Source organism: Streptomyces sp. NPDC060002, assembly GCF_042737245.1.
Taxonomy (GTDB): Bacteria; Actinomycetota; Actinomycetes; order Streptomycetales; family Streptomycetaceae; genus Streptomyces.
Genome location: NZ_JBHWUW010000046.1, coordinates 57928 through 72797 on the forward strand (window position 1 = coordinate 57928; position 14870 = coordinate 72797).

Sequence of the window (14870 nt, forward strand, 5' to 3'; positions counted from 1 at the left end):
CCATGAAGCTGCTGCGAGTCGGTACGGCGGGAACGGAGCGGCCCGCGCTGTTCGACCCCGAGGGGGTCCTGCGGGACCTCTCCGGGCTCGTCCCGGACATCGACGGGGCGCTGCTCGCCGACGACGTGGCGCTCGGCCGGGTCCGGGAGGCCGCCGAGTCCGGGGAACTGCCGGTGCTGGACGCGACCGGGCTGCGGATCGGACCGCCGCTGGCCCGGATCGGCAAGATCGTGTGCATCGGGCTGAACTACCACGACCACGCCCGGGAGATCGGGGCCGAGCCGCCCGCCGAGCCCGTCGTCTTCTTCAAGGCGGCGGACACGGTCGTGGGTCCCCACGACACCGTTCTCGTGCCGCGCCGGTCCGTCAAGACCGACTGGGAGGTGGAGCTGGCGGTCGTGATCGGGCGCACGGCCCGCTACCTGGGGTCGGCGGAGGAAGGGCTCGCGCATGTCGCGGGCTACGCCGTCGCGCACGACGTGTCGGAGCGGGAGTTCCAGATCGAGCGGGGCGGGACCTGGGACAAGGGGAAGAACTGCGAGACGTTCAATCCGCTGGGCCCGTGGCTGGTGACGGCCGACGAGATCGCCGACCCGCAGGACCTCTCCCTGAAGCTCTGGGTCAACGGCGAGTTGAAACAGGACGGGACCACGGGTGAGCAGATCTTCCCGGTGGGGGAGGTCGTCCGGTACGTCAGTCAGTTCATGACCCTGTACCCGGGGGACGTCCTCAACACCGGGACGCCCGCCGGTGTCGCCATGGGCCGGCCGGAGCCCAAGCCGTACCTGCGGGCCGGGGACGTGGTGGAGCTGGAGATCGCCGGGCTCGGACGCCAGCGCCAGGAGTTCAAGGACGCGTAAGCGCTCCGCCGGGGGCGGGGAACCGAGGTCGGCTGTCGGCTGCGGGCCGGTCCGTGGCTGGTCGCGCAGTTCCCCGCGCCCCTTCGGGCGCGCTTCAGCCCAGGTACTTCTCCAGGAACTGTTCCAGTACCTCCACCACGAAGCGGTGGTCATCCAGTTGGGGCAGGCCCGACACCGTCACCGCGCCGATGATGCCCACGCCCTCCACGTTGACGGGGAAGGAGCCGCCGTGCGCCGCGTACTCGTCGGGGTCCAGGCGGGAGGAGTCCTCGAACGTCGTGCCCTTGGCGCGGAAGCGGGAGCCCACCAGGTAGGAGGAGGCGCCGAAGCGCTCCACCACCCGGCGCTTGCGGGCGATCCAGGCGTCGTTGTCGGGCGTCGAACCGGGCAGGGCGGCGTGGAAGAGCTGCTGGCCGGCCCGGTGGATGTCGACGGCGACCGGCGCCTGGCGCTCGCGGGCCAGCTCCACCAGCAGGGAGCCGAGCTCCCACGCGTCGTCGTTCGTGAACCGGCGGAAGATCAGCCGTCGTTCCTGCGCCTGGAGCTCCTCCAGGGTCGGAGTGATCTCCGGGGTGAACTTCGGGGTCATCTGGTGGGTTCCCATCACAGCGTCACCGCCACCTTGTCTCGTGCCGAACGGCGGGCCGCCTCCAGTACGTCCAGGGCGGCGGCCGCCTCGGCGGCGGTCACCGGATTGGGGCCGCCGTCGATCAGTGCCCTGGCCACCGCAGCGTAGTAGGCCGGGTAGTCGCCGGGGAGGGTCTGTTCGGCTCGTCCGCCGCCGGTCAGCGGCGATTCCCCGGCGCCGACGCGGCCCCACAGCTCCGCCGGCTCGGTGCCCCAGCCGGGAGTGCCGTCGGGCCGGTCGCCCTCGCGCAGGGCCGCCTCCTGGGGGTCCAGGCCGTACTTCACATAGCCCGCCTTCGAGCCCAGCACCCTGAAGCGCGGGCCGAGCTGGGACGTCGTCGCGGAGGCGTAGAGGTGGGAGCGGACGCCGCTCGCGTGCGTCAGCGCGATGAAGGTGTCGTCGTCGGTCTCCGCGCCGGGCCGGCGGACGTCCGCCTCGGCGTGGACGGAGACCACCGGGCCGAACAGCACCAGCGCCTGGTCGACGAGGTGACTGCCGAGGTCGTAGAGGAGACCTCCGATCTCTGCCGGGTCGCCGGACTCCCGCCAGCCCCCCTTCGGCAGCGGCCGCCACCGCTCGAACCGGGACTCGAAGCGCCACACGTCGCCCAGTCCGCCTTCGTCGAGCAGCTTGCGGAGGGTCAGGAAGTCGTTGTCCCAGCGGCGGTTCTGGAAGACGGACAGCAGCAGACCGCGCTCCTCGGCGAGGCCGGCCAGCTCCCGCGCCTCGGCCGCGGTGCCGGCGACGGGCTTGTCGACGACGACCGGCAGGCCGGCCTTCAGCGCGGCGGTCGCGAGCGGGACGTGCGTCTTGTTCGGGGACGCGATGACGACCAGGTCCAGTTCGCCGGCCCGGGCGAGGAGGTCGTCGGGGGTGGCGGCGACGCGTACGTCCGGGAACTCGGCGCGGGCCTGCTCCTGCCGCTCGGGGTTCGAGGTGACCACCGTGTCGAGGACGAGGCCCTCGGTCGCGGCGATCAGCGGGGCGTGGAACACGGAGCCCGCGAGGCCGTAGCCGATCAGGCCCACGCGGAGCGGAGGGGAGGCCGGGCCGGTGCGGGTCCCGGTGCCGGCGCGGGTGTCGGAGTCGGTCTCGCCAGTTGTGCGTCCAGTCATGCGAACCACTTTGGCAACGCTGTTGCTAAAGTGCAAGCGCGGGAGAGAATGGCGGGGTGAACAGGACGAACGGCGGAGGCCGCCCGGACCCCGCGACGGGCCGCACGACAGGTCGTACGACAGGCCGCCCGACGGGGCGTACGGCAGGTGTGAACCTGCTCGCCCCGCGCAGCCACAACACCGCGCTCGTGCTCGACCTGCTGCGCACCGCCGGGCCCGACGGCATCAGCCGGCTGGAGCTCGCCGAGCGCACCGGTCTCACCCCGCAGGCGGTCAGCAAGATCACCGCCCGGCTGCGGGAGGAGGGACTCGCGGCGGAGGCCGGTCACCGCGCGTCGACCGGCGGCAAGCCACGCACGGTCCTGCGGCTGGTCCCCGAGGCCGGCCACGCGATCGGCGTCCACCTCGACCGGGACGAGCTGAGGGTGGTGCTGGCCGACCTCGACGGGCGCGTGGTGGGCGAGCGGTGCGTCCCGCTGTCACTCGGTGCGGGGGCGGAGGCGGTACTGGGCGCGGTGGTGCGCGAGGTGACACAGGTCCTCGGGGAAACGGCCCCCGCCGCGGGGCCCGGTGGCGGGGGTGTCGCGTCGACGTTGCTCGGGGTCGGGGTGGTGCTTCCCGGGCCCCTCGATCACGCCCGCGGGGTGCTGCACCGGGTCACCGGCTTTCCCGAGTGGGACGGGTTTTCGTTGCGGGACGTGCTGGCGGCGCGGCTCGGGGTGCCGGTGGTCGTCGACAAGGACACCAACGCCGCCGCGCTCGGCCTCGCCGTCGGCGGCGAACGCGGCTCCTTCGCCTGCCTGCACCTCGGTACGGGCCTCGGCGCCGGCCTGGTGATCGGCGGGACCGTGCACCGGGGCGCCCGCACCGGCGCGGGGGAGTTCGGCCACCAGGTCATCCAGCTGGACGGGCCGCCCTGCCCCTGCGGCAACCGGGGCTGCGTCGAGGCGCTGTGCCTCGCGGCCATCGCCCGGGGGGACCTGGCCGAGGCGGCGCGGGTGCTCGGCGAGGGCGCCGCGAACCTGGCCGGCCTGCTCGACATCGACGCCGTGCTGCTGGGCGGCCGCACGATCGCGGCCGCGCCGGAGCCGTTCGTAAGGGGAGTGGCCACCGTCCTCGACGCCCACGCCCGCCGCGAGGGTTCGCGGGAGGGCGCCGTACCGGTACGCCTCGCCCCCGGCGGAGCCCGAGGCGTCGCGGAGGGCGCGGCCCAACTGCTGCTGGCCCCGGTGTTCGGCCGAGGAGACGGCTGAGCCGAACGAGGGGATTCGTACGGTCGTACGGTGTGCCGTTCCCGCCCGCCGGGTTCCTCCGTGCAGGCTCACGTGTTCATGCGACTGTGCCCGCCTGTCTCCCTCTGCCTCGCCGTGGCCGCCGCCCTCCTCCCCGCGCCCGCCCACGCGGAAGCCGGCCCGAGTTGCGCCGGTCCCGACGGCGCCGGCTTCCCCCTCACCACCCGGCTGCACGGGGGCCCGGTTTCCTACCGGGCCGGGGGCGGATACGGCATCTGGTATCTCGACCTCACCAACACCACCCGCCTCACCTGCGACGGGATCCACCCGGTCGTCGTCCTGGTCGACGCCGGACGCACCCTGAAGCCGTCCCAGGCGCGCCTGGAGTTCTACGCCGACGGCCAACCGCACCCGGTCCGCTTCGAACCCACCGACGACGACGAACTGGTCGGAGCCTTCACCGACGGGCCCACCGCCCAAGAGACCGAGGGGCAGCCGGACGGGCAGGCCGACGGCACCGACCGCTTCCCCGGTTTCACCGTGGGCCCCGGCCGGACCCTCACCGTCAAGCTGCGCCTCGCCCTCACCTCGGACACCGCGCCCAACGACGTCACCGCCAACGCGGCGGTCGTCCAGCGGCACGGCGACGACGGCGACTGGATCGGACAGTCGAACGACTACCGTTTCGCCGTCGAGACCGGTACGGCCCCCGACCGCGAGACCACCCGCGAGACCACCCGCGAGACCACCCCCGAGACCACCCCCGAGACCGCCCGCGAGACCACCCCCGGCCTCGACCCGGCCGCCCCCACCCCCGGTACCACCCACGCCGCCACCGCCACCGCGGCCCCCGTTCCCCCCCTCGCCCCCACTCCCGCGCCGGACGCCTCCGCCGCGGACACCGGCCGGCTCTCCCTCGCCGACGAGGCCGAGGAACTCGCCCGTACCGGCCTCGGCTCACCCGCCGTTCTCGTCGGCGGCACCGTCTGTCTCCTCGCCGCCGGGACGGTCCTGCTGCTGGCCCGCCGACTGGCCCGGCGACGCCGTTGAACCGAGGCCGCGTCCCAGCCGGTGGACGCCTCACCACCGGGCATTCCCTCAAGATCGGGCCTGTGCTTAGGCTGGGGCGCACGCAGCAACCGCGTGCAGAGACAGCACCGCGTACAGGCGCGGCAACCGCGTACTCGCGTTCGCGTACGGCAGGGAGATCCCGCACATGGCAGACCGCAAGCCCATCGAGTCGTGGCTCACCGACATGGACGGTGTGCTCATCCACGAGGGCGTACCGATCCCCGGCGCCGACGCCTTCCTGAAGAAGCTGCGCGACTCGGGCAAGCCGTTCCTGGTCCTGACCAACAACTCGATCTACACCCCGCGCGACCTGCACGCCAGGCTGCGGCGCATGGGCCTGGACGTGCCGATCGAGAACATCTGGACCTCGGCGATGGCCACCGCCCAGTTCCTGGACGACCAGCGGCCCGAGGGCACGGCGTACGTCATCGGCGAGGCCGGTCTGACCACCGCGCTGCACGACATCGGGTACATCCTCACCGACCACGAGCCCGACTACGTCGTCCTCGGCGAGACCCGCACCTACTCGTTCGAGGCGATGACGAAGGCCGTCCGGCTCATCAACGACGGCGCCCGGTTCATCTGCACCAACCCGGACGAGACCGGCCCCTCCGCCGAGGGCGCGCTCCCGGCCACCGGAGCCGTCGCCGCGCTGATCACCAAGGCGACCGGCAAGAACCCGTACTTCGCGGGCAAGCCCAACCCGCTGATGATGCGCACCGGCCTGAACGCCATCGGCGCCCACTCCGAGAGCAGCGCGATGATCGGCGACCGCATGGACACCGACGTCCTCGCGGGCATGGAGGCCGGCATGCAGACGTTCCTGGTGCTCACCGGTCTGACCCGGCCCGAGCAGGTCGAGAACTTCCCGTACCGCCCGTCGAAGATCGTGGACTCGATCGCGGATCTCGTCGACCGGATCTGAAACCCGTAACACGGCGTGAGCCACTCGTACGGAGCACTGATGCCCCGCCTGGGGATGCGCGTCGGGTCCCGGCGGGGGAGTCTCCAACCAGCTGGAGGTTCACGATGGGTTCACTGAAAATCACTGTCTGTGCAGGAGTCGCGGTCACCGCCGCGGTGCTCATCCCGACGGCGTACGCCTCGGGTGAAGGCGGCGGGGACAAGGGCGGCAGCGTCTCGATCACGCCGTCCACGCCCGCACCCGGCGCCGAGGTCACGCTGAAGGTCAGCGGCTGCGGCGGCAGAACGGCCACCGCGGTCTCGGACGCCTTCGTCGCGGACGCGCAGCTCGCCGACGCGGGCGGCACGCTCGTCGGCGACACCCGGGTCCGCTCCTCGATCGGGGCGGGCACCTACGACGTACAGATCACCTGCGTCGACTTCAAGGTGAAGGGCCACCTCAAGGTCGTCGCCTCGTCGTCCGCCGAGTCGTCGCAGGCGTCGCGGTCGTCGGACTTCGAGTCGGCGGAGCCGTACGGGCCGTCCACGCCCGCCTCTCCCGTCGCCCCGGTGCACGCCGGCGGCGGCGGCACCGCCCCGCTGGCTCCCCTCGCCCCGCTCGCCGCCGTCGAGGAGGCGCGGGTGGACGGTCCCGGCACCGTGCAGGCGGTCGTCGGGCTGGTGCTCGCGGGCGTCGCCGCGGCCGCCGTCGTGTTCCGCGGGGTGCACCGCAGACGCAGGGCGGATTGAGCATGTCCGACCGCGAACGCTCTTCCGGCCGCTTCCTCACCGGTCTGGCCTGGGCGGTGCTGCTGCTCGGGCTGTGGCTGTGGGGGCGCGAGGTGACCGACGTACGGCACGGCATATCCGCCCCGGCCACCGGTGACATGGCCGCGGTCGGCCGCCCGCCGGATGCCGAACTCCCGCCCGCCGCGAAGCCGTTGGGGCAGGCGTTGCCGCAACGCATCGACATTCCCGACCTGGGTGTGCAGGCCCCGGTCGTCGCCCGCGGACTGGACACCGAGGGGGGCATCGATCCACCGCCCTTCGACCAGGCGGGCGTCGTCGGCTGGTACGCCGACGGTGCGGAACCCGGCGAGCGGGGCACGGCCCTGCTGGTCGGGCACGTCGACACCGAGACCAGGCCCGCCGTCTTCTACAAGCTCAGCACGATCAAGGCCGGCGAGACGGTACGGGTGGTCCGCGACGACGGGAAGGTCGCCGAGTTCACCGTCGACGACGTCGAGGTGGTCCAGCGCGACCGCTTCGACGCCCGGCGGGCCTACGGCCCCCGGCAGCCGGACCGCGCCGAACTGCGCCTGATCACCTGCGGCGGCACCTTCGACCGGGTGAGCCGCAGCTATACGGCGAACGTGATCGTGTCGGCGTATCTGACGGGCACGGGCGTCTGACCCGACGGCACCGGTCCGACGGCACCGGCCCGACGGCACCGGTCCGACGGCACCGGTCCGACGGCACCGGTCCGGCGGCACCGACCCGACGTCACCCGGCCCGACGGCACCGGTCCGACGGCACCCGGCCCGGTCGACGGCCCGCTCCCCCGAAACCGCCGACCGGGCCGGTCCTCGACCGCGCGCGCCCGGGCTGCGGGAGTAGCCCGGGGACCGGCGCGGGAGGCTGTGAGGTTCACCTACCCCGTGGACGGCGGTGGCGACCGTTTTCCGGCACTCTCGTGTGCGACGCGGGTCTTATGTCGGGATTGAGCAGGGGGAGTTACGGGACGGGCGGACACGACAGCCCGCCGTGTGTACACCCGCCCGTGTGTACACCCGCCCGTGTGCGCGCCGCCGTGTGCGCGCCGCCGTGTGCGCGCATACGAGCGAAGGCCCCTCGCTTTCGCGAAGGGCCTTCGGTGTCTGTGCGCCGCCAGGGACTCGAACCCCGGACCCGCTGATTAAGAGTCAGCTGCTCTAACCAACTGAGCTAGCGGCGCCTGCTGACGTGAGAACTCTACAGGACCCCCGGGGGTGTCCCGGACCACCCGGCCGCCGGGCCGCCGCGCCACTGGGCCGGGCGGGTGTCGTGTACATCATTCGGACCGTCAGCATGCGCGGCGGGAAGACAGTTGAGAAACTGGCGAACGTGCACAGTCGCGGACATTTCCAGCTGGAGTGTGAGGGGAATCGCATGGGCTCTCCGGTATTCGAGGAATTCGATCCCGAGAGTGACTGCGAGTGCCCCGGATGCGTATCCCGGCGGTGGGCGGGGTCGAATTCCCCGCCCGCCCGGTTCGGCGGTCACCCGGCCGCCCATCGCGTGGTGGTCGTCGCCACGGCGGCGGCCGCGGCGCTCGGCACCGCCCACGCGGTGCCCGCCTTCGCGGCCCCGCATACCTCCGACCGGCCCGGCGTACCCGCAGGTGACGAGCCCGAGACCCCACAGGGCGGCAAGGCGCCGCTGCACGGTCCGGCCGGGCAGCCGGCCCAGCCGGGGGGAGTGGCGGGACCGGTGAAAACGCCCCCGACGACCCGGGCGGACATCATCAGACGGGCCAAGGAATGGGTTTCGGCAGAGGTGCCGTACAGCATGAGCACCTACTGGTACGACGGTTACCGGCAGGACTGCTCGGGCTTCGTCTCCAAGGCCTGGAACCTGCCCGGTAACGAGTGGACGGGCAGTCTCCACCAGTACGGGACACGGATTACCAAGGAGGAGCTCCAGCCCGGCGACATTCTGCTGTTCCACAATCCGACCGACCCCGAGAAAGGCTCGCACGTCGTCATTTTCGGCGGTTGGACGGACTACACGCACAGCTACTACCTCGTCTACGAGCAGACCCGCCCGACCACCCGCCGGCAGCCCACTCCCTACGCCTACTGGAGCCATTCGGACCGCTACGTGCCCTACCGGTACAAGGGCCTCACGGCGGTCCCTCCCGGCTCCGGGGAACAGGTCGGCACGACCGCCGTCGCCGGGAACAAGCCCGGCGCCGGGGGCGCCATGACGATGTCGTTCCCGGGGCGGACGGCCTTCGGGCCCGGCGCGAACAACCCGTACGTCACCCAGCTCGGCCGGCTCCTCGTCGAGCGCGGCGGCGCACGCTTCTACGCCTCGGGCCCGGGACCGAGGTGGTCGGCGTCCGACGGCTGGGCCACCCTCGCCTTCCAGCAGGCCCAGGGCTGGCGCGGCGCCGACGCCGACGGCATCCCCGGCCCGAGTACCTGGGCCCTGCTGATCTCCGGCCAGGGCAGGAACATCACCCCCGCGCAGCCCCCGACGACCGGCACCGGCCCGGACTCCGGCTTCGGCTCCGGCGGGTATCCCGCGACCGGGGCGGCCGGCGCGCCCTCGGTGCCGCGCGTCCCCGCGTACCCGGGCCGGGGCATGTTCCGGCCCGGCGCGCAGAACGCGTACGTCACCCAGCTGGGGAGGCAGCTGGTGAAGAAGGGGTTCGGCAGGTACTACACGACGGGTCCCGGAGTGCGCTGGGGCGAGGCGGACCGGCGAGGGGTCGAGGCCTTCCAGCGCGCCCAGGGCTGGCGCGGCGGCGCGGCGGACGGCTACCCGGGCCCGGAGACCTGGCGGCGGCTCTTCTCGTAGACCGGAGCGGGACCCGCTCGCTTCCTTGATCCCATCTCACTGTCATGGCGTATCTGGCGCGGAGGCTGGAGGCACGCAATGAACACGACCACTTCACCGACACCCGAGTCCGAGGGCCCGTCCAGGCCCACCCGGCTCATCCAGAACGAGGCGACCACCGAGATCCCCGTCCATCTGCTGTTCCGCGACGAGCCCGAGCCGCGGCCCGTGCCGCTCGGGCCCGCCGTGGTGGGCAGCCGGGCGGGCACCGGCGAGCAGCCGCGGCTGCGCCGGCCGACGCCGGCCAAGCCCCGCCCGGTGGCGCAGGTCGACCCGGACCTGGTGGAGCGGCCGGCCCGGGTGCTGCCCGGCGCGGCGGGCGTGTTCGCCGGGATGTGCGGGGCGGCGGGCTGTGCGGCCGCCTCGTGGTGGGCCGGGGTGCTGCCGCCGCACGCGGCGCAGGCACTGCGGCTGCCGGACTTCGCGGGCGCCGGGCTCGGTCCGGCGCAGTGGGCGGCGTACGCGGGGGCGGGGGCGCTGGGGCTGTTCGGCTTCGGCGGTCTGGCCCGTGGGCGGACCGGCCGGGCCTGGGTGCTCGGACTGTTCGGCCGCTACCGGGGGACCGTGCGGCGCACCGGTCTGCTGTGGGTCAACCCGCTGCTGCTGCGCCGCCGGGTGGACGTACGGCTGCGGCACTGGCGCAGCGAGCCGATGCCCGCCGCCGACGGCAGCGGGGTCGCGCTGCGGGTGGTGACGCTCGTGGTGTGGCGGGTGCGGGACACCGCGCGGGCCACGCTCGGCGTGGAGGACCACGAGACGTATCTGCGCGAGTGCGTCGAGGCGGCCCTGGCCCGGATCCCGGTGGAGACGCCGGGCGCGGGACGGGGGTCGGTGGAGGCGGCGGGGGAGGCGCTGACCAGGCGGGTCGCGCAGGACGCGGGCGCGATCGGCCTGGAGGTGTTCTCGGTACGGCCGCTGCGGATCGAGTACGCCCCCGAGGTCGCCGCCGCGATGCACCGCCGCCGGATCGCCGCGCTCGACGCCCAGCACCGGGCGAGCATGCTGACCTCGGTCGTGGACTCGGTGGAGGACACGGTGACCCGGCTGACCATGCGGGGTCTCGTGGAACTCGACGACTACGAGCGCAAGGCCCTGGTGAAGGACCTGACCGTCGCCTTCTGCTCGGGGCGCGGGGAACAGGGGCCGTGACGCGGGGACCGTGCCGCGGGGAAGGGGGTGCCGTGCCGCGGGGAACGGGGGACCGCGCCCGGGGCCGGACCCGTCTTTGATATGGACACAGCCAAGAAACGGCAATAATCTCGAACTTGGTCTAGACCTGCACGGCTCAGCTCAGTGAACTCCCCACGTTCTCCAGGAGCGGCAGCATGCGCAAAAAGACCAAGTGGTACGCCGCCGCGCTCGGACTCACCACGGCGGGAGCCTTCGTGCTCACCGCCGGGGGTGCGAGCGGCCACGGCTACACCGACCTCCCCATCAGCCGGCAGAAGCTCTGCCAGAACGGCTCCGTCACCAACTGCGGTGACATCCAGTGGGAGCCGCAGAGCGTCGAGGGCCCGAAGGGCTTCCCGGCGTCCGGCGCGGCCGACGGAAGGATCTGCTCCGCGAACAACACCCGCTTCGCCCAGCTCGACAGCCCGAAGACCCCCTCGGGCGGGGCGTGGCCGGCCACCAAGGTGACCGGCGGTCAGAGCTACACCTTCCGGTGGCAGTTCACCGCCATGCACGCCACGACCGACTTCAAGTACTACGTCACCAAGCAGGGCTGGAACCAGAACCACAACCTGGCCCGCTCCGACCTCGACCTCACCCCGTTCCTGACCGTGCCCTACGGCGGTCAGCGGCCCCCGTCCACCCTCTCGCACAGCGGCACGCTGCCGTCCGGGCTCAGCGGACGTCACGTGATCGTCGCGGTGTGGACGGTCGCCGACACGACCAACGCGTTCTACGCCTGCTCCGACGTCACGTTCTGAGCGTCGCTTGAGGTCCCCCGGGTCCGCGCGCGGGTACGTTCCCTGCACGCCGACACGACCAGGTCGGCGCCTGGACCTCGGGGGAGCTCATGGAAGCCTTCTTCTACCTTGTGCCGTCGGTCATGATCGTCGGCCTGCTGTTCGGCGTGTTCGGACTGGTCCGCCGCTCCCGGCGGGTCGTCCGGGCCTGGGACGGCGGCCTCACCGCGGAGGCGCGCTGTCTGCGGTCGTACACGACGACCAGCGGCGGCGGCGACACGATGGTCGGCACGACCTTGCACCACGTCTACGAGTTCACCACCCGCGAGGGCCGGGCCGTCCGCTTCGAGGAGGCGAACGGCCCGGGCACGACCATCGAGGGCGACATCGTCACCGTCCACTACGCGGCCGGCCATCCCGAGGAGGCCACGGCCAAGGCGCCCGCCCGCGGCAGGCTCTTCGCCGAGTCCGGCTGCCTGCTGCTCTTCCTCGGCGTGGCCATCGCCTTCTGCGTCTTCTTCATGGTCACCGCCCACTGGATGTTCGCCGAGGCGGACGACTTCATGCCGTAGCCCTCCACATCTGACGGTACGTCAGCTACCGTGCGCCGCCATGGAGTCCGTCGCCGAACTCGTAGCGGCCCGGTGGGGCGACCACCGTCCCGGGCTGTGGTGCCGGCACCCCGCGCACCCCGAGAACGCCCAGAACCTCGAGAACCTCGAGAACCCCGAGAACCCCGAGAACCCCGAGAACACGGTCCTCACCCATCACGAGGTCGCCGCCGGCGCCGCCGCCCGGGCGGCGCTGCTGGCCGACCTGCTGTCGTCGGACGGTCCGCCGCATCTCGGGGTGCTGCTGGACAACACCCCGGAGTTCCCGCTCTGGCTGTCGGCCGCCGCCCTCGCCGGCGCGGCCGTCGCCGGGATCAACCCCACCCGGCGGGGCCCCGAACTGGCCCGGGACATCCTGCACACCGAGTGCCGGCTGCTGATCACCGAGCACACCCACCTCTCCCTCCTCAGGGGCCTCGACCTGCCCGGGGTCCGCCTGCTGATCACCGGTACCCCGGAGTACGACGACCTGCTCGCCCCGTACGCGGACGCCCGCCCCGACCCCTCCCGGGCCGGCCCCGCCGACCGGTTCCTTCTCTACTTCACCTCCGGCTCGACCGGCGCGCCCAAGGCGGCGATCTGCACCCAGGGCCGGCTGGCCGCCGCCGGGCGCTCCCTGGCCGGGCAGTTCTCCGTGCGCCGGGACGACGTGCACTACGTCTGCATGCCGATGTTCCACGGCAACGCGGTGATCGCCGACTGGGCGCCCGCGCTGGCGGCCGGGGCCGGGGTGGCGCTGCGGCGGCGGTTCTCGGCGTCCGGATTCCTGGCGGACGTACGGCGCTACCGGGCGACGTACTTCACCTATGTGGGCCGGGCGATCCAGTACGTCCTGGCCACCGAGCCGCGCCCCGACGACCGGGACCACACGCTGCGGCTCGGCTTCGGCACCGAGGCGGGGGCGGTGGACGCGGCCGCCTTCGAACGCCGGTTCGGGGTACGGCTGGTGGAGGGGTACGGCTCCTCGGAGGGCGGGGCGGCCGTGCAGTGGTCGCCGGGGACCCCGGCCGGGGCGGTCGGGCGGGCGGGGCCCGGTCTCGTCGTCCTCGACCAGGAGACACGCGCCGAGTGCGCGCCGGCCGTTCTCGACCCGGGCGGACGGCTGCTGAACGGCGAAGAGGCGATCGGCGAGCTGGTCAACCGGGGCCCCAACCCCTTCGAGGGCTACTGGCGCAACCCGGCGGCGGAGGCGGAGCGGCGCCGGGACGACGGGGAGTACTGGACCGGCGACCTCTTCTACCGCGACGGCGAAGGCTTCCTCTACTTCGCGGGCCGCACCGACGACCGGCTCCGCGTCGACAGCGAGAACCTGGCCGCCGCGATGATCGAGAACATCCTCGCCCGGTACGAGGGGGCGTCCGCCGTGGCCGTCTACGCGGTGCCGGATCCGGTGACCGGGGACCAGGTGATGGCGGCGCTGGCCGGGTCCTTCGATCCGCTCGGTTTCGCCGAGTTCCTGCTCGCCCAGCCCGATCTGGGGACGAAGATGGCGCCCCGGTTCGTACGGGTGCTGGAGCGGATGCCCGTCACCGCCACGAACAAGATCCACCGGGCGCTGCTGCGGCGGGAGGGGGTCCGGTGCGCGGATCCGGTGTGGTGGCGGCCGCCGGGAAGGGCGACCTACCGCAGGCTCACGGCAGAGGAAGCCGAAGGGCCCCTCGTGTCCACGAGAGGCCCTTCATCTGTGCGCCGCCAGGGACTCGAACCCCGGACCCGCTGATTAAGAGTCAGCTGCTCTAACCAACTGAGCTAGCGGCGCGTGACTCCCGCCCTCCGCCTTCGGCGGTTGACGACGGAGAAAATACTACCCGGTCCGCGGGGGTGCTCCGAACCACTCGGGAGCGCCCGCCGGACGGCCCACGGGGCGGTCGCCGGGCGGGTGTCAGATCGCGAGCGACAGCAGTACCGGTGCCGCGTTCCTGTTCAGGGCCTCGGCGGCCTGGCGGAGCCGGTGGGCGTGCTCGACGGGCAGGGAGAGAGCCAGACAGCCCGCCATGGAGCCGGCGGTGATCGGGACGGCCGCGCAGACCGTGCCGATCGCGTACTCCTGGAGGTCGAGCATCGGGACCGTGGGCGGCTGTGCCTCCAGCCGGGAGAGCAGGAGCTTGTCGCTGGTGATGGTGCGCGAGGTGAGCCGGGCCATCTTGTGCCGGGAGAGGTGGTCGCGCCGGCCGTTGTGGTCGAGCTGGCCGAGCAGGCTCTTGCCGAGCGCGGTGGCGTGGGCGGACGAGCGGAAGTCGACCCACTCGTTGACGGACGGCGTGGCGGGGCCGTCGGCGTACTGGGTGATCGTGACCTCGCCGTCGACGTACCGGCTGATGTAGACGGCGGCGCCGACGCAGTCACGGAGTCGGTCGAGGGTGTGCTGGAGCTGGTCGTGCAGGGCCTGCTCACGGTGGTGCGCGGAACCCAGGCGGGCCAGGGCGTCGCCCGTGACGTACGCCCCGTCGGCGACCTGCTCGACGTAGCCCTCGCGGCGCAGCATGCGCAGGAGTGTGGTCAGCCGCTCCGCGGTGAGTCCGGTCTCGCGGGCGAGTTCGGTATCGGTGACACCGGTGGAGTGCCGCGCCACCGTCTCCAGGACGCGCAACGCTTCCTGGGCCGAGTGGTACGGCGCGGTCGGCTCGTGCTTCAGCGCCACGGTTCCCCCCTGGTCGCCTCATGGCCGTGATTCCTGATCCTGACAGTGAATCACCTCCACGATAGCGGCCAAGGGGGCCGGGAGGAGGGGTTGTTGACGAGAATGTGTTGCACCTTCGACCCCCTCAACTGCGGTGCTGGCACGCTGGCATATGCCAAAGTCATGCCCCGGCGTCGAGAGCTGGGGTCCTGCGCGCAGTCCTGGGCGGCTTCACTTCCCGAAGCCGGGCCCGGCCCCGGGCCGAAGCCGGGCCCGGCCCCGGGCCGAAGCCGGGCCCGGCCCCGGGCCGAAGCCGGGCC

General features: G+C 72.8%; 14 protein-coding genes and 2 tRNA genes. 11 read left to right on the top strand and 5 right to left on the bottom strand.

All coding sequences use genetic code 11. From position 1 onward, the window contains the following. The first annotated feature begins 2 nt into the window (after window positions 1-2). Window positions 3-860, top strand: coding sequence for a fumarylacetoacetate hydrolase family protein (locus ACFWBD_RS31345; protein WP_385674128.1), 858 nt, complete (start codon window positions 3-5; stop codon window positions 858-860). A 94-nt stretch (window positions 861-954) separates the two neighbouring features. Here the strand turns inward: ACFWBD_RS31345 and ACFWBD_RS31350 are convergent, their stop codons facing one another. Continuing rightward, complete coding sequence (locus ACFWBD_RS31350; protein WP_385674131.1) at window positions 955-1449, bottom strand: heme-degrading domain-containing protein; 495 nt, start codon at window positions 1447-1449, stop codon at window positions 955-957. Window positions 1450-1463: 14 nt separating this feature from the next. Continuing rightward, complete coding sequence (locus ACFWBD_RS31355) at window positions 1464-2603, bottom strand: Gfo/Idh/MocA family oxidoreductase (RefSeq protein ID WP_385674134.1); 1140 nt, start codon at window positions 2601-2603, stop codon at window positions 1464-1466. A gap of 56 nt (window positions 2604-2659) precedes the next feature. Between ACFWBD_RS31355 and ACFWBD_RS31360 the strand changes: the two genes are divergently transcribed. The 5 genes from ACFWBD_RS31360 (at window position 2660) to ACFWBD_RS31380 (ending at window position 7221) form a co-directional block, all read left to right on the top strand. Next, the gene (locus tag ACFWBD_RS31360; RefSeq protein ID WP_385674137.1) at window positions 2660-3856 is read left to right on the top strand and encodes an ROK family protein; all 1197 of its coding nucleotides are present in this window, start codon (window positions 2660-2662) and stop codon (window positions 3854-3856) included. 78 nt (window positions 3857-3934) lie between these two features. After that, complete coding sequence (locus ACFWBD_RS31365) at window positions 3935-4885, top strand: hypothetical protein (protein WP_385674186.1); 951 nt, start codon at window positions 3935-3937, stop codon at window positions 4883-4885. A 166-nt stretch (window positions 4886-5051) separates the two neighbouring features. Then, window positions 5052-5831 (top strand): HAD-IIA family hydrolase, encoded by a 780-nt coding sequence (locus ACFWBD_RS31370; protein WP_351764414.1) that lies wholly within the window; start codon window positions 5052-5054, stop codon window positions 5829-5831. Between the two features lie 104 nt (window positions 5832-5935). Further along, window positions 5936-6559: a hypothetical protein gene (locus tag ACFWBD_RS31375; RefSeq protein WP_385674141.1), complete on the top strand. Its 624-nt coding sequence runs from the start codon at window positions 5936-5938 to the stop codon at window positions 6557-6559. Between the two features lie 2 nt (window positions 6560-6561). Continuing rightward, a complete protein-coding gene (locus ACFWBD_RS31380; RefSeq protein WP_385674144.1) occupies window positions 6562-7221 on the top strand; it encodes a class F sortase in 660 nt (219 codons plus the stop codon). Between the two features lie 468 nt (window positions 7222-7689). On the opposite strand, the gene ACFWBD_RS31385 is transcribed toward ACFWBD_RS31380, so the two are convergent. Beyond that, a tRNA-Lys gene (locus ACFWBD_RS31385) sits at window positions 7690-7763 on the bottom strand. A 194-nt stretch (window positions 7764-7957) separates the two neighbouring features. On the opposite strand from ACFWBD_RS31385, the gene ACFWBD_RS31390 reads away from it, so the two are divergent. The 5 genes from ACFWBD_RS31390 (at window position 7958) to ACFWBD_RS31410 (ending at window position 13650) form a co-directional block, all read left to right on the top strand. Then, a complete protein-coding gene (locus ACFWBD_RS31390; RefSeq protein ID WP_385674147.1) occupies window positions 7958-9370 on the top strand; it encodes a peptidoglycan-binding protein in 1413 nt (470 codons plus the stop codon). 78 nt (window positions 9371-9448) lie between these two features. Then, window positions 9449-10558, top strand: coding sequence for an SPFH domain-containing protein (locus ACFWBD_RS31395; protein WP_385674150.1), 1110 nt, complete (start codon window positions 9449-9451; stop codon window positions 10556-10558). Between the two features lie 176 nt (window positions 10559-10734). Beyond that, on the top strand, window positions 10735-11340 hold the full coding sequence (locus tag ACFWBD_RS31400) for a lytic polysaccharide monooxygenase (protein WP_385674153.1): 606 nt from the start codon (window positions 10735-10737) through the stop codon (window positions 11338-11340). An 89-nt stretch (window positions 11341-11429) separates the two neighbouring features. Next, entirely contained in the window at window positions 11430-11891 is a 462-nt protein-coding gene (locus ACFWBD_RS31405) for a DUF3592 domain-containing protein (RefSeq protein ID WP_385674156.1), read from the top strand. A 40-nt stretch (window positions 11892-11931) separates the two neighbouring features. Continuing rightward, window positions 11932-13650: an AMP-binding protein gene (locus tag ACFWBD_RS31410; RefSeq protein ID WP_385674159.1), complete on the top strand. Its 1719-nt coding sequence runs from the start codon at window positions 11932-11934 to the stop codon at window positions 13648-13650. On the opposite strand, the gene ACFWBD_RS31415 is transcribed toward ACFWBD_RS31410, so the two are convergent. Together ACFWBD_RS31415 and ACFWBD_RS31420 are read right to left on the bottom strand one after the other, a co-directional pair. Further along, a tRNA-Lys gene (locus tag ACFWBD_RS31415) sits at window positions 13616-13689 on the bottom strand. The two genes, ACFWBD_RS31410 and ACFWBD_RS31415, sit on opposite strands and share 35 nt — an antisense overlap. 123 nt (window positions 13690-13812) lie before the next feature. Next, complete coding sequence (locus tag ACFWBD_RS31420) at window positions 13813-14571, bottom strand: IclR family transcriptional regulator (protein WP_385674162.1); 759 nt, start codon at window positions 14569-14571, stop codon at window positions 13813-13815. Window positions 14572-14870 lie beyond the last annotated feature (299 nt).